Source organism: Kribbella hippodromi (assembly GCF_039531045.1).
GTDB lineage: Bacteria > Actinomycetota > Actinomycetes > Propionibacteriales > Kribbellaceae > Kribbella > Kribbella hippodromi.
Genome location: NZ_BAAAPH010000026.1, coordinates 27,028 through 43,954 on the forward strand (window position 1 = coordinate 27,028; position 16,927 = coordinate 43,954).

Consider the following 16,927-nt stretch of genomic DNA (forward strand, 5'->3'; position numbering starts at 1 on the left):
GGAAAGAAAGAATGAACGACTTGATCAATCAGTTGCGGGACGCGGTCGCCGGTCCGGTGCTGGCCCGCGGCGACGACGGGTACGCCGCGGAACTGTCCGGATTCAACCTCGCGGTGACGCACACGCCGGACGTGGTCGTCGGGCTGACGTCCGAAGCCGACGCGTCAGCGGTCGTCCGCGCCGCCGCCGCGAGCGGCACACCGGTGCGCGTGCTCGCCACCGGCCACGGCATCCCCGTGCCGATCCAGGACGGCATCGTGGTGACCACGACCCGGATGACCGGCGTGACCGTCGACGCCGCGACGAAGATCGCGCACATCTCCGCCGGCAGCCGGTGGGAAGAGGTCATCGCCGCCGGCACGCCGCACGGTCTGGTACCGGTGGCCGGCGCGTCCGACCAGGTCGGCTGCATCGGGTACACCCTCGGCGGCGGCCTCGGCCCGCTCGCCCGCACCTACGGCTTCTCGTCCGACTGGGCCCGCGGTTTCCGGCTCGTCACCGCGACCGGCGACGTACTGAACGTGAACGCGACCGAGAACCCGGACCTGTTCTGGGCCCTCCGCGGCGGCAAGGGCGGCTTCGGCATCGTCACCGCGATGGACTTCGAACTCGTCGAGCTGCGCACCCTGTACGGCGGATCGGTGTTCTTCGACGCCGAGCACATCCCGGCCGTCCTCGGCACCTGGGCCGACTGGACCAAGTCGCTCCCCGAAACCGCGAACTCCTCGGTGGTGATCCTCCGCCTCCCACCGCTCGAGTTCATCCCTGCACCATTGCGCGGCAAGACCGTCGCGAGCGTCCGGTTCGCGTACGTCGGTGACGCCGCCGAAGGTCAGCGCCTGTTCGAGCCGATCCGCGCCGCCGGGACGCCGCTGATCGACGCCGTCGGCGAGATGCCCGGCAGCGACCTCCCGCTGATCCACAACGACCCGAAGGACCCGACCCCGTCCTGGGACCGCGGCCTGCTGCTCTCCGAACTCGACGCCGACTTCGTCAGCACGTTCCTCCAGGTGGCCGGCCCCGACCAGCAACTCCCGATGATCGCGGTCGAACTCCGCCACCTCGGCGGCGCCACCACCCGCGACCTCCCCGAAACCACCGCCGTCGGCGGCCGCACCGGCGCCGCGACCCTGGCCATGATCGGCGTCCCCGACCCGGCCCTCTTCGACACGGCCCTCCCGGCCGCCGCCGACGCCGTCCTCACCGCCCTCAAACCATGGATCAACCCCGAAACCACCGTCAACTTCGCCGGCGCCTTCACCCTCCCCGGCTCCTACAAAGCCTCCTGGCCCACCAACACCTTCACCCGCCTAGCCGAACTCCGCACCACCTACGACCCCAACCGCGTCTTCCCGTACGGCCCGGTCAACGCTTGAGTAAGCGGGTCATCGTGCCGGCCAGCAGTTGATCGCGGTCGGGCTGGGTGATGGGGGCTAGTTGTACTCGGCCCAGGCCGACTCGGAGGTCGAGGAAGAGGGCGTCGGAGCCGAAGGCCATTCGGTGGGCGCCTACCTCGGCTACGAGGCGGGCTACGTGGCGGGCGGTGGTGCGGGAACCGCAGAGCTCCAGGGTGACGTTGGGGTGCTGGTTGGTGACCTCGGCGGCGGCTGGGAAGCCGGCGGGGAACAGGCCGGCGTGGCCCATCAGGAGTTCGACTGACGGGTACCGGGCGGCGACTGTAGCGAAGTGCGCGGGGGCGCACCACGGGGAGCCGAACATGCCGTGGGACAGGACGATGCGGTCGTGTTCGGCGGCGAGTTCGAAGGCGGCGGCGTACGCGGGACCGTCCAGGGCGTACTCGTGGGTGTCCGGATGGAGCTTCAGGCCGACGATGCCGGGGCGGGTGAGCAGGTCGGCGGTTCGGGCGCGCGCGTCCGGAGCGTGCGGGTCGAAGACGGCGTACCCGAGGAAGCGTCCGGGATAGCGGTCGAGCTCCTTGAGGAGCAACGCGTTACCGGCGGCGGCGTCGGGGCCGATGGCGAGCAGATGGGAGACGCACATCGTGCTGACGCCGCACTGGTCCATCACCCGGACCAGGCTCGCGGTCGAGCTGTCCGGGATCGCGAACGCGTACCAGGAGCCGAGATGCCCGTGCGCGTCGATGATCATCCGATCAGCTCCAAGATGTTGCCGCCGGCAATCAGCTCGATCTGGTCGGCAGGGAGTTCAAGGTGATCGAGCTGGTACCGCGGACCCGCATCGTCGGTGATCGGTGCGCCCGTGCCGAACAGGACGCGCTGCGCACCGTACCTCCGGACCATCCACTCGACCGACAAATGCCCGCACAAGGTCGCGGTGTCGACGCGGAGCTGAGGATGTACGTCCATCAGATCCGCGAGCTCACGCAACGCGCGGTAGCCGGTGTTGATCAGCACGATCCGCAGCGCCGGCACCGACGTTGCCAGTTGATGCACCGAACCCGCGCTCTCCAACGCGAGAAGTACGGTCACGTCACGCTCGGCCAGCTCCCGCGCCGTCGCGAGACCGTGCGATCCGGTCAGCAAGAACCGATGCTCCGAAGGACATAACCGTACGATCCGTGCGTCCGCCGGCGCCGTGCAGCCGAGCGGACCGGGCACCACGACCGGTACGCGGATCAACCGTGGATCGACCGGAAGCTCAGCCGCCGTGGTTGGGTCGTAGTACAGGTCATGCGAGTGCACGACACAGGCCGCGTCAATCGCTATCCGGTCGAGCTCGGCCAGCAGTCCCGGCGCGTCCTTGCTCGGTACGTCGTCCGTGGTGATGGGTCCGATGATGCGATTGACGTCGACGACCCGCATCAGCGCTGCCGGGCGAGCAGGTCGTTCGCCTGCTTCGCGGCATCGTCGAGGCCTTGCTGCGGCGTCTTCTTCCCGGTCAGTACGGCCTGGATCTGCACCGCCACCAGGGCCATGATCTGTCGCGCGGCCGGATTCACCTCACCCGAGTACGCGTACTGCAAGGCGTCATCGAACTTCTTCGACCGTGCATCGCTTGCCGGTACGGGCGCATCGGTCCGCGGGGACAGGAAGTTCGACGCGGTCGCCATGCTGATCTCTTGCTTCGGCTGCGTCATGAAGCTCAGGAACTTTTCGGCGGCGTCGACGTTCTTCGATCCCGCGTTCACCGCCAGTCCCCCGGGCAGGCCGAAACCGACGCGCTTCTTGTTCTGCAGCGGCACACCGACGATCACGTTCGCGGCACCCCAGCTCGGCGCCACCGTCTGTACGTCCGTCAGCGTGTTCGTGAAACCCATCGCTGCCTGGCCGCGGCCGAGCGCTTGGTCGGCGACCAGGTTGGTGTTGCTCAACGCGCTCTTCGGGATGGCGCCCTCGTCATACAGGCCCTTCAGGAACGTCAGCGCCTCGACGCCCGGCGCCTGGTCGAACGCGACCTTCTTGCCGTCCGCAGCGAACACCGAACCGCCGGCCTGCCAGAGCAGCGGGTAGAAGCTCAGGTTCAGCGAGGTCTCCGGCGAGGCGGAGTAGTCGAGCGTCGCGACTCCGGCCCGCTTGAGCTTCGGCGCGGCGGCCTTGATCTCGTCCCAGGTGTCCGGCGGCTTGCTGATCCCGGCCTTGTCGAGCAGCTTCTTGTTGTAGATCGTCGTGGTGACCGTGTGATAGATCGGGACCGCGTACAGCTTGCCGTCGACGGTCAGCGCGTCGAGTGCACCGGACAGGAACTTGTCCTTGTCCTTCTCCAGCACCTTGTCGACCGGCGACAGCGAACCACCGGTGACGAACTGCGGGATCTGATCCGGACCGAGCAGCAGCACGTCCGGGCCTTTGCCGCCGGAGAACGCGGTCGCCAGTTTCTGATCCCGGTTCGCCCACGGTTGCTGCTCGATCCGCAGGTCGATGTCCGGGTTCGCCGTCTCGAAGTCCTTCTCGATCGATCCCCAGTACGCCGTCGACTTCTGCTCGTCGGCGATGACCGGGTACATCCAGACGGTGACGGCCGGTTTGGCCGCGGTCTTTCCCTGGCAAGCTGCCGCCGTCAAGGCGATGGCGGCGACGGTCACCAGACTCACGAACCGGTTGCGGCGCATCCGACCTCCCGCTGCTCTTTTTCGGCCATGACCGAAACTACAGCGGGTCTGTGGGCCGGCGTCAACCCCTGGTGACGAGCCGACGCCGACTGGTTACCGGCGGCCAGGCCGCTTCGGCTCGGTGCGCCGCTGCCCGGCCTGCTTCTGCTCGGCCATCTTCTGCTCGGCCTTGTCCTGCTCGGCGCGCTTCTGCTCGGCGGCCAGCCGGCGGACGTCCGCCTGGGTCTCGCGCTCGTGCCGGAGCCAGTCCGGATCGGCCGCCTTGATCTCCTCGATCTCGGCCGTCGTCAGCGCGTCCGTCACCCCGGCCCGGGCCAGGCCGCTGATCGACACCCCGAGCTTCGCCGCGACCACCGACCGAGGGTGCGGACCGTCGCGCCGGAGCTCCCGCAGCCACTCCGGCGGGTCCGCCTGCAGCGCGTCCAGTTCGTCGCGCGAAACCACCCCGTCCTGGAACTCCGCGGGCGTCGCCGGCAGGTACACCTCGAGTTTCTTCGCCGCGGTGGCAGGCTTCATCGTCTGCGTGGATTTCCGGGGAGTATTGCGCGCCGTCATGGCAGCAGCGTAACGCCCGGTAACCTCAGCACCGTGACCGGATTCCGGCTGGGCTACGTTCCCGGCGTGACACCCGCCAAATGGGCCCGGATCTGGGGCGAGCGGCTGCCGCGCGTTCCGCTCGAGCTCGTCCAGGTCACGGCGGCGGAGGCGCCCGGTTCGATCCGTGGTGCGGAGGTCGAGGCGGCGCTGCTGCGGTTGCCGATCGACCGCACCGGCCTGCACGCGATTCCGCTGTACGTGGAGCAGTCGGTGGTTGTCGTACCCAAAGACCATCTGATCACCGCGGCGGACGAAGTCACGGTGGACGATCTCGCCGACGAGCTCGTGCTGCACCCGTTGGATGACGTACTCGAGTGGGATCGGCCGCCCGGGCGGGTGATCGCGGAGCGGCCGGTACGGACCGGGGAGGCGATCGAGCTGGTTGCCATGGGCACCGGCGTGCTGGTCGTACCGCAATCGCTGGCGCGGCTGCATCACCGGAAGGACCTGACGTACCGGCCGGTGGTGGGGGTGCCGGAGTCGCAGGTGGCGCTGAGTTGGCCGGAGGAATCGGCTTCCGAGTTGGTCGAGCAGCTGATCGGGATCGTGCGCGGGCGGACGGTGAACAGCAGCCGCGGAACCGCGCCCGCTGAACCGCAGAAGACCGCGCCCCGGAAGGACGGCGCCGGGCAGAACGACGGCGGAGGCCGGAAGGACGGCGCTGGTCGGAAGGGTGCTGCTGGTCGGAAGGATGGTGGGGCCGGGAAGGGTGCTGCGGCGCCTCGGAAAGGTGCTGCGGGGCCTCGGAAGGGTGCCAAAGCGGGCAGTGCGCGGGGGAAGAAGCGGCGTCGCTAGAATTCGGTTGAGTCTTCAACTACTATGGCGGTATGGCGATCTTCCGGTTGAACCACGCGGTCCTGTACGTACGCGACGTCGCGGCGAGCGTCGCGTTCTACCGAGACGTCCTCGGCTTCGGGTACACCGAGACCGGTGACGCCATCCCCGGCGCGGCGTTCCTGCGGGCGCCGGGGTCCAGCAACGACCACGACCTCGGGCTGTTCCAGATCGGTTCACAGGCGGCGCCGTCGGGTGCCGGGCGGACGTCGGTCGGGCTGTACCACCTCGCCTGGGAGGTGGACACCCTCGGTGACCTGGAGGACCTGGCCGCGGCGCTCGGCGCACACGGCGCACTGGTCGGCGCCTCCGACCACGGCACCACCAAGTCGCTGTACGGGAAAGACCCCGACGGGCTGGAGTTCGAGATCGTCTGGATCATCCCCGCCGCCCTCCTCACCGCCGAGGACCGCAACAAAACCGGCATCACCCGCCTGGACCTCCAGTCCGAAATCACCAAGTACGGCCGCGAAACCCACAGCGGAGTAGGCATCTCCCGCACCACCGCCTGAAACTTCCACCACAGATGCTCCGCTCGCCGCTGCGCGAGCGAGCTGACACGACGGGTGCAGGTCAGGTCCACCGCGGATGATCCGCTCGCCGATCAGCTGACGCGGGCGCTGTAGGTCCTCAGCGGATGACCCGCTCACTGATGCGCGAGCGAGCTGACTCGGCGGGTGGAACAACAGGTCAGGCAGGTGCTTCCGGGGCACCTCATCTGCGGGTCAGCTGGGTGGTTCTGGGGCGGGTCAGCTGTGGGTGACGTGCGTGGTCCCGGGGCGCGCGAGCTGCAGGTCAGGTGGGTGGTTCTGGGGCGGGTTAGCTGCAGGTCAGGTGGGTGGTTCTGGGGTGGGTTAGGTGTGGGTGAGGTGGGTGGTGATGCGGAGGGCGTTGGCCAGGACGGTGAGGACTGGGTTTACGCCTCCGTTGGTGACGTGGAGGGAGGCGTCGGTGATCCAGACGTTGGGGTGGCCCCAGATGCGGCCGTTGGGGTCGGTGACCGAGTGGGCTGGGTCGGTGCCCATTCGGCAGGTGCCGGCCTGGTGCTGGCCGGTGCTGGCCTGAGCTCGGGTGCCGACAGTGCCGACGGCGGTTCGTGCGGCACCGGCTTCCTCCAACCATGCGGCAGCCTTCGCGCTCATGAAGGCGTGCGCGCGAACATCCTCGGGATGGATCGACCCGCTCGTCACCACCACCGGATTCCCGAACCGGTCGACCACCGAAGGATCGACCCGGACCCGCGACTCCGCCGACGACATCTCCTGGATCGGCCCGACCACGCGCACCATCCGCCTGAGTTCCCGTCGCATCGCCTGCTTGCTCGCCAGCCCGGCCCGCGGGATCAACCCGGCACTCGTCAGGTAGTCATAGGTAGCGGCAGGTGTCGGCACGAACTCGTTCGCGAGCATCCCACCCCCGACGATCCCGTCGTTCCCATGCCGGAAATCACACGTCGCGATCGACGCCCCCGGCCCGGCGAAATCGGTCACCTCATCGTCGAACAGTCCGACCGCACCCGCGTACACATGAGCCTGCAGGTGCCGCCCGACCTGATCGTGGTTGTTGCCGATCCCGTACGGCTCGCCGTCGTGCGCGCTGTTCAGCAACAACCGCGGCGTCTCGGAAGCACCCGCGGCCACGACCACCTCCGCGCAGGAAACAGTGCGTCGCCAGATGTGCCCGTACGCGTCCGTGCCCACCAGCGCGACGCCGACAACCCGGCCGGATGAATCCGTGATCAGCCGTTCGGCGGTTGTTTCGGTGACGAGAGTGCAGTTGCCGGTGGCGAGCGCGGCCGGAAGAGCGGTGTTGTGCGTACCGCCCTTCGCCTCGACCGGGCAGGCGAAGCCGACGCACTGCGCGCAACGTACGCACGCGGAGCGTCCTTGGTATTCGGTCGAGTTGATCAGCAGCGGTACGTCGAGCGTGCCCCAACCGAGCCGCCCGGCCGCGTCCGCCAACCGGTGCGTGGGGCCGGTGTGCGGGAGTGCGGGCATGGGCAGAGTGCGCGGTTCGTGCCACGGGTCGGTGCCGGCGCCGCTGACCCCGAAGCGGTGTTCGGCGAGGGTGTAGTACGGCGCGAGGTCTTCGTACGAGATCGGCCAGTCGGAAAGGGCGCTGCCGTCGGGTACGCCGTAGGTGGAGGCCATCCGGAAGTCCAGTGGTACGAAACGCCAGGCCTGCGCGCCGTACACCCGCGTACCGCCGCCGACTGTGAAGGCGTTGTTGCCCCAACCACCGTCCGGTGGAAGCACGTGGGTCCGTACGCCGTCCACCACCGAGATCCGCGGGCGTCCTTGGGGGTCGGGGTCGGTGGGCGCAGGTAGTCCGGCGACGGACCGTGGGTTCCGCAGGTGGTCGCGGGCCAGCTCCGCGGTCGACGGATAACTCCCCAGCTCCACGACCAGCACCGACCGCCCCGACTCGGCGAGCACCTGCGCCGCCGCGCCTCCACCTGCGCCGGAGCCGATCACCACGCAGTCATACCGCTCCCCCAGCGCGTCTGGAGCCGTCACCGTCAGTCGCGTCCCCGCGCTCTCAAACTCCCCCGACCGCCACCCCACAGGCGCCCAACCCGCCGACTCCCAGCCCGCCGCGCCCGAGTAATACCCCTGCGCCACCAACCACACCAACCACCCACCATCCCCACCAGCCAAAGCCCCACCCAGCACCCCCGCCCCCGCAGCAGGACCACCACCCACAGCACCACCGCCCTCCACACCACCTGCAGCGTCGGCGTGGGCGTCGGTGCGGGCGCGGGCGTCAGCGCCATCGTCGGTGCGAGCGTCAGCGTCGGAGCGGGCGTCGGTGCGGGCGTCAGCGCCAGCGTCGGTGCGGGCGTTCGCGGCTGCGGTGAGGGCGCGTTGTACTCGTGGGAGCCAGTCCGGGCGGTCCGTCGTCAGGACGCGTTCGACGAACTCCACCACCCCGCCGGCTGCCGACGGACTCTCATCCGCCGGCACAACAACTTCCGCCAACCACTCCAGCAATTCCCGCTGCTCTCCGGAAAGCCGCACCCCCGAATCCTTCCACGCCCAACCATCCCACCGCCGCCCCTCAGGCATGTCTCCCAGCCGACCCAGGCACCGAAGAACAGGAGGTAGTCGCAGACCACCTAGTGCACCTGAGCGTGCAGACCGCCGTGCGTACACCGTCTCGCCAGTGCACTACCTGTCCTTCGGTACGCAATCGGGGCGTTAGCGTGAGCCGTATGAGTGGACTGTTCGATCTGTCAGGTGTGGTGGCGGTGGTGACCGGGTCCAGTCGGGGGATTGGGTTGGGCATCGCGCGGGCGTTGCTGGGGCAAGGCGCCTCCGTGGTGGTCAACGGGCACCCGGCGGATGAGACCGCGGCGACGGTCGCCGAACTGTCCGGTGAATTCCCCGGGCGCGTCGTCGGGAGGCCGGGCGACATCACCGACCCCGAGGTTGCCGAAGGGCTAGTGGCAGCGGCCGTACGCGAGTTCGGTGGGCTGGATCATCTGGTCTGCAACGCCGGCATCGACGTCATCAAGCCGGCAGTCGAATACACGCCTGACGAATGGGACCGCATCCTCGCGGTCAACCTGCGCGGCGCCTTCCTCCCCGCGCAAGCAGCCGCGCGCTATTGGATCGCCCACGAGCGCCAAGGTTCGGTGACGATGACCTCGTCCATCGCCGGCCAGATCGGCATCCCGACGCTCGCGCCGTACGCGGCCAGCAAAGGCGGGATCAACCAGCTCGTCCGCACCCTCGCCGCGGAGTGGGCCTCGCACGGCATCCGGGTGAACGCGGTCGCGCCCGGGTATGTCGCCAACATCATGGACAGCGTCACCGCCCACGACGACCCCGCCTCGGATCAGCGGATCAGCACCTTCACCCCACTCGGCCGCCGCGCCACCGTCGACGAAATCGCCGCCCCGTACGCGTTCCTCGCCGCCCCGGCCGCCGCATACGTCACCGGCGCCGTCCTCCCCGTCGACGGCGGCTACACAGCCACCTGAATCACCGGTTCGCGTTCAGCTCCGCGAGCTTGCCGAAGACCTCTTTGCGTCGCCAACTGCCGTCGTCGTCAACAGCGACCAGCCCGTACGACGAGAGGTCGAGATCGTGCCGCGGATCCTCCGGCCGATGCGGCAAACCGAACCCGGCGAAACTGAACCAGAACGCCGCCGCCAGCTCGATCCGGTCGAACTCCTCGACAAGCCCGAGCAGATACTCCACTTGTTCCTCCTCGTCCCGCTCGAAAGTCCCCTTGATGACGGGCGGGTCGGCACTTCGGTCGACGATCATCCACCCCGCACCACCACGCGCGCCCGCGCCCCGGTACGCACAACACCCGAACTCGGTGGCAACAACCGGCTTCCCCCACTTCGCCCGCGCCGCCAACTCGTCCGCAAAGGTCGCAGCGTTGCCGGCGTCCCGGTACGCGTCGACGGCGACGATGTCGTACAAGTCCCAGTTCACGTCCTCCCACATCCCGGCGGCGTACGTGATCCGCCCGGCGAAAACGTCCCGTGCGGCGGCCACCAGCTTCCGCTGCACGTCGCCCCAGCGCGAGAGCCCCGCCTGCAACTGGGCGAGCTTGTCCGGATCCGTCCAGGTCGCGGGATCGCCCATGAACGCGAGCCGCTCCCCCGAGCTCTCACCGGGGACAAGCCCCTTGCAGAACACGGACAGCTCGCAGCCCAGCACGAGCACAACCTCACCGCGACCGGATTGCCGCAAGCCCTCCGCACGAGCGGCACAAGCAGCCAGGAAGGCGATGTACTCCGACGGCTCCAGATCCATCGGCATCGGGGAGAACCACAGATCGAGGCCCGCCGCCAGCGCGGCCTCGCCGGCGACCACGAGGCGGTCCGGATCGGTACCGACCACACGAACCGCAGGCGCATGCAGCTCCCGAGCGATCACCTCGAAGTCGTACCGGACGGCCGCCGGGTCGAAGCGGTCGCGCGTACTACGGCCGTCGTACTGCAGGCCGGTGTCGTAGTTCACCCCGATCGAACGCATGACCAGCAGCGTACAAGTAAACTCATACTCAGTACATGTTTTTATCGAGTATGGTTCAGCCGTGGAGCAGCCAGGGCGGCGGGAGCGGAAGAAGGCGGAGCTGCGGGACCGGATCTCGACGGTCGCGACCGGGCTGTTCCTGGCGCGCGGGTTCGACGCGGTCTCGGTGACCGAGGTGGCCGAGGCGGCGGATGTCGCGCGGCCGACGGTGTTCGCGCACTTCCCGCGCAAGGAAGACCTGCTCTTCGACCGCTACCCGGAGGCCGAGGCGCTGGTCGTTGCCGCCGTCAACGATCGCCCGGACGGTACGTCGGCGGTCGCCGCGCTGTCCGGGCTGCTGGTCCGGCTGGCCGACGAGGGCGACCCGTTGGCCGCGATGCGCAGCCAGTTCAGCCGTTTCTGGGAGGTGGTCGCCGAGTCGCGTACGCTCCAGGCCCGCGCCCGGGAACTGCTCGGACAGATCGAGCGGGCGATCGCCGACGCGATGGAGCAGACCGGCGTACCCGAGCCGCGCCTGACCGCCGCACTAACGGTCGCCGGCTACCGCGCCGTGCACCTGGAGTCGCTGCACCGGATCCTGTCCGGCGAAGCCGAGACCGTCGTCGCCGCCGACCACCGAGCGCGCATCATCCGCGTACTCGGCGCGATCGACCGGATCTAACCCTGTACGTACGCGGCGATCGCCCGCGCGCAGTCGATCGACTCGGTGTGGGACGTGTCGACCTCCACGTCGTACTTGACACCCTCATGCACCACGACCGCCTGCTGCTCGGCCATGCCACGCGCGCGGTCGCCGCGGGCGATCTCCCGGCCGGCGGCGATGGCGGGATCGCAGCGTACGCCGGCCCAGACCGTCTCCACGTCGCCGATCGCGTCCTTCCACCGCTGCTGCGAGGACGGTCCGCCGAGGAACACGTCGTCGACGATCACCCGCCCACCGGCCCGGCACATCGCCACGATGCCCGCGAGCCAGGCCGCATCCAGCCGGCGGAACCCAGGCCCGACCGTCACCGCACCGTCCGGCCCGATCACGATCCCGTCCGCCGAGCCCTCCATCCCGGCCGGCAGCGCGGCCACGAAATCGTCCACGCTGAACGCCAGCCACGGCTCGTCCAGTACGGCCTGGAGGCACCGGACGATCCCGGTCTTCCCCGAGCTGGACCCACCGTTGACGATGATCAATCGAGCAGTCACCGCGCAAGATTAACCGCAGGCGCCGGCCGCAGCGCGAGCACTTTTCGGCTCACTGGTCCGGTGCGCGATCGCCAGGAACGGCACCGCCAGCAACTGAACGCCGGCCGTGAACAAGTACGCCGTCCCGTACCCCCAAACGTCCGCCGCGCGGCCAAGCGCCGGCTGCGCCACGACCCCGCCGCCCGACGCGAGCAGGTTGTCGAAGGACAGTACGGTCGCGCGCTGCTCCGACGGGATGTACGAGTTCAGGTACGCCTGACGCACCGGCGTCATCCCGGCGAACACCGACCCCCACACGATCAGCAGAACCAGCGCCGCCCAGAACGACGTCACCAGCCCCAGCAGCGCGATCGCCGCACCGGACACCACCACCGCCCCGATCAGCAACACGATCCGATCCCGGAAGACCCGCGACAACCGCGCCGCCGACAACCCGCCCGCGATCTGCGCCCCGGCAACGATCCCCGCGGACAGACCAGCGATCGCGTACGAGTCGGTGCGACCGTACAACTCCAGCAAATACGGCTGCGCGGCGTAGAACCCGTACACGCTCACCCCAGCAGTGAACGGCCCGGCCAGCATCACCCAGCGGACCCGGCGATTCACCAGACCGTTCTGTACGGACGCGCGCACGATCGAACCCATCTCCGCGCGCACCGACACCCGCGCTTTCGGCGTGAACCCGAGGTCGTGCATGGACCGCCACGCGACCACGAAGGTGGCCACCAGCAACAGTGCGCGCACGGCGTACGGCACCCCGAGGTTCGTGACCTGCGCCAGTACGCCGCCGCCGATCGACCCGGCCATCATCGCCACGCCGTTCGCCACCTGCCCTTTCGCGAACGCGGCATCCAGCGACCCCTCGTACCCCGTCGCACGCAACCCGTCGACCAGCCAGGCATCGGTCGCGCCACTGAAGAACGTGAACCCGAGACCGAGCAACATCGACACCAGCGCCCACAGCACGAACGGCGCGTGCACCCGCCACAGCAACAGATAGAGCAGCGTCGTCCCGATCAGACAGACGGTCCCGAGCAGGTACGACGTACGCCGCCCGATGGTGTCCGCGACGACACCGGTCGGGACCTCGAACAGGACCATCCCGGCGGTGAAGAACGCGTTCGCGGCGAACGCCTGGCCGACGCTGAGACCGGCGTTCAGCAGGAACAGCGTGTTCACGCCCCAGATCATCGACGACGCGCCGGTCGCAACCAGGCACAGCGTCAGGTACGTCCTCAGCACCCGCTCCGGTGTCATCCGGCACCTCCTCCGCAGTCACCGGAAACGTCGGAGCCGGGGCGGTGACCTCGACATGCGTCCCAGTAGCTCCCCGGGCGGGTATCGTCCGAGGATGTGACGGATCAGCAAGAGCCTGCCGGACAGGACTCCGCAGCCACGACCGCGGAGCCTCCGGCCGGCTCCCACGGCAGCCAGGCGCGCGACACGGCCAAGCTGGCGGTGATGGTCGGCGCCCTCGGGGTCGTGTTCGGCGACATCGGCACCAGCCCGATCTACACCCTGCAGACGGTGTTCAACCCGGCCGACCCGCACCCGGTTCCGGTCAGCGACAACAACGTGTACGGCGTGGTGTCGCTGATCTTCTGGTCGGTGATGATCGTCGTCACCGTCACGTACATCCTGCTCACGATGCGCGCCGACAACGACGGCGAGGGCGGCGTGATGGCGCTCATCACGCTGCTGCGCAAATGGCGCTCCACCCACCCGGGCCGGCGGGCGGCCGCGGTGCTGGCGACGGTCGGCCTGTTCGGCGCGTCGCTGTTCTTCGGCGACGGCATGATCACCCCGGCGATCTCGGTACTGTCCGCGGTCGAGGGACTCAAGCTCGTGCAGCCGTCACTCGGCGAGTACGTCATCCCGATCACCGCGGTGATCATCACCGTGCTGTTCATGGTCCAGCGCCGCGGTACGGAGTCGGTCGGCCGGGTCTTCGGGCCGGTGATGATCGCCTGGTTCACGGTCATCGGCGTGGCCGGAATCGGCGGCATCCTCACGCACGCCGCGATCCTCAAAGCACTCTCCCCCACGTACGCGATCGGGTTCCTGGCCGGGCACTTCCACATCGCGTTCTTCGCGCTCGCGGCGATCGTGCTGTCGATCACCGGCGCCGAGGCGCTGTACGCCGACATGGGCCACTTCGGCCGCCAGGCGATCAGCCGCGGCTGGCTGTTCCTGGTCCTGCCGGCCTGCACGCTCAGCTACATGGGCCAGGGCGCGCTGATCCTCAAGGACCACGCGAACATCAGCGGCCCGTTCTTCCTGCTGGTCCCGAGCTGGGGCCGGCTGCCGCTGGTGCTGCTGGCGACGGCGGCGACCGTGATCGCGTCACAGGCAGTGATCACCGGCGCCTATTCGGTGATGGCGCAGGCGGCCCGGCTCGGGTACCTGCCGCGGCTGCGGGTCACGCACACCTCGGCGACCACGATCGGCCAGATCTACGTACCGTTCGTCAACTGGCTGCTGTTCGTGTCGGTGCTGACGCTGATCTTCGCGTTCCGCAGTTCGGCCGCGCTGGCGTACGCGTACGGGATGACCGTGACCGGGACGATCAGCATCACCACGCTGCTGTTCTTCTATGTCGCGCACTACCGCTGGAACGTACCGAAATGGCTGATCGCGGTCGGCGCGGTGCCGCTGCTCACGGTCGACCTGCTGTTCATCGCGGCCAACCTGACCAAGTTGCTGCACGGTGCCTGGTTGCCGCTGCTGATCGCGCTCACTGCGTTCACGGTCATGACGACGTGGCAGCGCGGTCGCGAGGTCGTCACCGCCGAGCGCGAACGCGTCGAGGGGTCGCTGCAGGAGTTCATCGACGAGTTGAGCTCCGGCAAGCTGCCGGTCCGGACCGTCCCGGGTACGGCGATCTTCCTGAACCGTGGCGGCGTCAGCGCCCCGCTGGCGTTGCGGGCGAACGTCCGGCACAACGAGGTCCGGCACGAGCACGTCGTGATCGTTGCCATCGACACCGAGCCGGTCCCGCGGGTCGCCGAGGAGAACCGGGTGACGGTGAACGACCTCGGGTACGGCGACGACGGGATCACCCACGTCACGATCAGGTTCGGCTACATGGAGCGCCCGAACGTACCGGCCGCGCTGGCGCTGCTGGATCCGGCCGACTCCGAGGGGCCGCTCGATCTGGACAACGCGTCGTACTTCCTGTCCAAGATCGAGCTCCGGCGCGGCAAGGAACGGACGATGGCCGGCTGGCGCAAGCAGCTGTTCCTCGCCACCTCACACATCACCGCGGACGCCGCCGAAGCCTTCAGCCTCCCCCGCGACCGAACCGTCATCATCGGCTCCCACGTCGAGGTCTAGCGCCAGTCCGACTTGAGCTTGCCGCTAGAGCCAGGGCGGGAGGGGCGGGGCGGGGTGGCCGTCGGCGGTGCGGACGTCGGTGTAGGGGCGGCCGGACAGGTAGGCGGCCAGTTCTGGGAGCGGGCCGGTCAGGTCGGGTACGTCACCGCGTTGCTGGCGGATGTCCGTGCACAGGGCATCGAGGAAATCCGCAGGCAGGTCGGCGAAGGTGATGCCGGTACCCAGGTCGACCGCGTGGATCAGCACCTCGCGCGACCGCATCCACGGAATCCGCGTCGCCGGCACCACCGCGCCCTGGGAGGTCCGAACCCGTGCCTGCCACTGCTCGTCCGTCAGCTCGCCGAACGAGTCCGCCAGCGCCCGCGCCGACTCGTCGAACCAGGTCCGCAGCTCGTCCGCCGGGCGTCCCGCCGACGCCTCGATGTCGGCGTTGCGGGCCTCCCGCGACGGGTACATCGGCCGCTCCTCGCCGGTGCGGGCCCAATGCACCAGGTTGCCGAGCGCCGCCGCGTTCAGCGACAGATGCGCTGCCACATGACCACGCGTCCACCCCGGCAACAGCGATTCTCCGTCGAGCCCCGCCAGCTCTGCCAGCGCGCCGCGGCACAGCTCCGTACCTTCGTCGATCCATTCGTGCACCCGGTCCATGAGGGGAACGTAGCCGACGACGGCGCGGGTTGTTGCGGCGGTGGGGTGATCTGGTGAGACTGAGCCGGTGAAGGAAGGCCGCTGATGGTGACGACGATCGGAGTGGTGGGGCCGGCTGACCTGGTCACCTCCAGTAGCCGGATCGTCAAAGGGTTGCGTGGGGTCGAGGTCGTCCCGCTGCGGTACCGGCGCGAGACGGACACGCCGAAGGTGATGGCCGACGCGCCGGGCAGTGTCGACGCGTGGCTGTTCACGGGCGTCGTCCCGTACCAGATCGCCGCCGCGCAGGATTTGCTCGACCGCCCGGCCGCCCATGTGGAGTACACCGGTGCGACGCTGATGCGCGCCCTGGTGCAGCTGCTCCGCGAGGGGCGGGACGTGACCTCGCTCAGCATCGACGTACTCGATGAGGCCGAGGTCCGCGAGACGTTCGACGAAGTCGGTCTGCCGACGCGGGGCGTCCGCGTACTCCCGTACCGCCCCGGTCTGAGTCTGGACGACATCCTCGCCTTCCACCACGAAGCCAAGGCGACGGTCGCGATCACCTGCCTGCGATCCGCGTACGAGAAGCTGCGCACCGAACAGGCCACGCTCCGCCTGGCGCCCTCCGTGCACTCGGTGCGTACGGCGGTCAACAGCCTGCTGCTCCGCCATGACGCACTGCGCAGTGACGATGCGCAGATCGCGCTCGGCCTTGTCGAGATCTCGCCCGACGCCGAGCCCGCGCTGCACCGCGAGGCCGGCACGCTCGGCGGCAGCGTGATCCGGTACGACGACAAACGCTGGCTCGTGATCGCGACCCGCGGCCCGCTCGAGCAGGCGACCGCCGCCTTCACCGAGCTGGGCATGCTGACGCGGTTGAAGGAGCAGTTCGGTCCAGTGCGGATCGGGTTCGGTATCGGCGGGTCCGGCACCGAGACCGAGGCGCTGGCCCGGCGCGCGCTGGGCCGTGCGAAGACCGCGGGGCGTACGGCCGCCGTCGTGTCACTGCGCAACGACATCGACCTGGTCCTGGTCGGCGGCGCCCCGCCGCGCGCCCAGCAACGGTCGAAGCTTCAACTGCTCGCGCAACGGGCCGGACTGTCGAAGGCGACCCTCGAACGGCTCCAGGAGCTGGTCCGCGCCACCCCGGAGGACGGCCTGACCACTCGCTCGGTCGCTGATCACCTGGGCATCCAGCCGCGGACCGCCCGGCGGGTCCTGAACCGGCTGGAGCGCGCCGGCCTGGCCGACGCGACCGGAACCCAGCTCGGCACCGGCAGCGGCCGCCCGCTCGTTGTGTACCGCGTGCACCTCTGAT

The 16,927-nt window shown here is 69.2% G+C and carries 16 protein-coding genes; 7 read left to right on the forward strand and 9 right to left on the reverse strand.

Features of this window, described 5'->3' with window-relative positions; genetic code table 11:
- Window positions 1-11 precede the first annotated feature (11 nt).
- Window positions 12-1,376 carry an FAD-binding oxidoreductase gene (locus tag ABD260_RS31465; RefSeq protein WP_344239447.1) on the forward strand — a complete coding sequence of 455 codons (1,365 nt, stop codon included), beginning with the start codon at window positions 12-14 and terminating at the stop codon, window positions 1,374-1,376.
- Here ABD260_RS31465 and ABD260_RS31470 read toward each other — a convergent pair.
- The 4 genes from ABD260_RS31470 to ABD260_RS31485 all read right to left on the reverse strand — a co-directional run bounded on the left by ABD260_RS31470 (window position 1,366) and on the right by ABD260_RS31485 (window position 4,585).
- Window positions 1,366-2,109, reverse strand: a complete 744-nt coding sequence (locus tag ABD260_RS31470) for an amidohydrolase family protein (RefSeq protein WP_344239449.1) — start codon at window positions 2,107-2,109, stop codon at window positions 1,366-1,368. The genes ABD260_RS31465 and ABD260_RS31470 overlap by 11 nt on opposite strands.
- Window positions 2,106-2,783 (reverse strand): amidohydrolase family protein, encoded by a 678-nt coding sequence (locus ABD260_RS31475; protein ID WP_344239451.1) that lies wholly within the window; start codon window positions 2,781-2,783, stop codon window positions 2,106-2,108. Before ABD260_RS31475 ends, ABD260_RS31470 begins: the two co-directional genes overlap by 4 nt.
- Window positions 2,783-4,030: an ABC transporter substrate-binding protein gene (locus ABD260_RS31480; protein ID WP_344239453.1), complete on the reverse strand. Its 1,248-nt coding sequence runs from the start codon at window positions 4,028-4,030 to the stop codon at window positions 2,783-2,785. The genes ABD260_RS31475 and ABD260_RS31480 overlap by 1 nt, the downstream gene beginning before the upstream one ends.
- A gap of 93 nt (window positions 4,031-4,123) precedes the next feature.
- A complete protein-coding gene (locus tag ABD260_RS31485) occupies window positions 4,124-4,585 on the reverse strand; it encodes a DUF5997 family protein (RefSeq protein WP_344239455.1) in 462 nt (153 codons plus the stop codon).
- Between the two features lie 33 nt (window positions 4,586-4,618).
- Between ABD260_RS31485 and ABD260_RS31490 the strand changes: the two genes are divergently transcribed.
- Together ABD260_RS31490 and ABD260_RS31495 are read left to right on the forward strand one after the other, a co-directional pair.
- Window positions 4,619-5,422 (forward strand): LysR family substrate-binding domain-containing protein, encoded by an 804-nt coding sequence (locus ABD260_RS31490; protein WP_344239457.1) that lies wholly within the window; start codon window positions 4,619-4,621, stop codon window positions 5,420-5,422.
- A 32-nt stretch (window positions 5,423-5,454) separates the two neighbouring features.
- A complete protein-coding gene (locus tag ABD260_RS31495; RefSeq protein ID WP_344239459.1) occupies window positions 5,455-5,973 on the forward strand; it encodes a VOC family protein in 519 nt (172 codons plus the stop codon).
- A 342-nt stretch (window positions 5,974-6,315) separates the two neighbouring features.
- On the opposite strand, the gene ABD260_RS31500 is transcribed toward ABD260_RS31495, so the two are convergent.
- Window positions 6,316-8,478 carry a GMC oxidoreductase gene (locus ABD260_RS31500; protein WP_344239461.1) on the reverse strand — a complete coding sequence of 721 codons (2,163 nt, stop codon included), beginning with the start codon at window positions 8,476-8,478 and terminating at the stop codon, window positions 6,316-6,318.
- A gap of 194 nt (window positions 8,479-8,672) precedes the next feature.
- Here ABD260_RS31500 and ABD260_RS31505 point away from each other — a divergent pair, with 194 nt between their 5' ends.
- Window positions 8,673-9,443 (forward strand): SDR family NAD(P)-dependent oxidoreductase, encoded by a 771-nt coding sequence (locus ABD260_RS31505; RefSeq protein ID WP_344239463.1) that lies wholly within the window; start codon window positions 8,673-8,675, stop codon window positions 9,441-9,443.
- 1 nt (window position 9,444) lies between these two features.
- On the opposite strand, the gene ABD260_RS31510 is transcribed toward ABD260_RS31505, so the two are convergent.
- Window positions 9,445-10,452, reverse strand: coding sequence for a glycoside hydrolase family 113 protein (locus ABD260_RS31510; RefSeq protein WP_344239465.1), 1,008 nt, complete (start codon window positions 10,450-10,452; stop codon window positions 9,445-9,447).
- A 61-nt stretch (window positions 10,453-10,513) separates the two neighbouring features.
- On the opposite strand from ABD260_RS31510, the gene ABD260_RS31515 reads away from it, so the two are divergent.
- The gene (locus ABD260_RS31515; protein ID WP_344239467.1) at window positions 10,514-11,113 is read left to right on the forward strand and encodes a TetR/AcrR family transcriptional regulator; all 600 of its coding nucleotides are present in this window, start codon (window positions 10,514-10,516) and stop codon (window positions 11,111-11,113) included.
- Here the strand turns inward: ABD260_RS31515 and cpt are convergent.
- Together cpt and ABD260_RS31525 are read right to left on the reverse strand one after the other, a co-directional pair.
- Window positions 11,110-11,646 carry a chloramphenicol phosphotransferase CPT gene (gene cpt, locus ABD260_RS31520; protein WP_344239469.1) on the reverse strand — a complete coding sequence of 179 codons (537 nt, stop codon included), beginning with the start codon at window positions 11,644-11,646 and terminating at the stop codon, window positions 11,110-11,112. The two genes, ABD260_RS31515 and cpt, sit on opposite strands and share 4 nt — an antisense overlap.
- Before the next feature lie 9 nt (window positions 11,647-11,655).
- Window positions 11,656-12,903: an MFS transporter gene (locus tag ABD260_RS31525; RefSeq protein WP_344239471.1), complete on the reverse strand. Its 1,248-nt coding sequence runs from the start codon at window positions 12,901-12,903 to the stop codon at window positions 11,656-11,658.
- A gap of 96 nt (window positions 12,904-12,999) precedes the next feature.
- Here ABD260_RS31525 and ABD260_RS31530 point away from each other — a divergent pair, with 96 nt between their 5' ends.
- Window positions 13,000-14,979: a potassium transporter Kup gene (locus ABD260_RS31530; protein ID WP_344239472.1), complete on the forward strand. Its 1,980-nt coding sequence runs from the start codon at window positions 13,000-13,002 to the stop codon at window positions 14,977-14,979.
- A 24-nt stretch (window positions 14,980-15,003) separates the two neighbouring features.
- Here the strand turns inward: ABD260_RS31530 and ABD260_RS31535 are convergent, their stop codons facing one another.
- Entirely contained in the window at window positions 15,004-15,627 is a 624-nt protein-coding gene (locus ABD260_RS31535; RefSeq protein WP_344239473.1) for a maleylpyruvate isomerase family mycothiol-dependent enzyme, read from the reverse strand.
- Between the two features lie 84 nt (window positions 15,628-15,711).
- On the opposite strand from ABD260_RS31535, the gene ABD260_RS31540 reads away from it, so the two are divergent.
- Window positions 15,712-16,926: a helix-turn-helix domain-containing protein gene (locus tag ABD260_RS31540; RefSeq protein WP_344239475.1), complete on the forward strand. Its 1,215-nt coding sequence runs from the start codon at window positions 15,712-15,714 to the stop codon at window positions 16,924-16,926.
- The last annotated feature ends 1 nt before the right edge of the window (window position 16,927 follow it).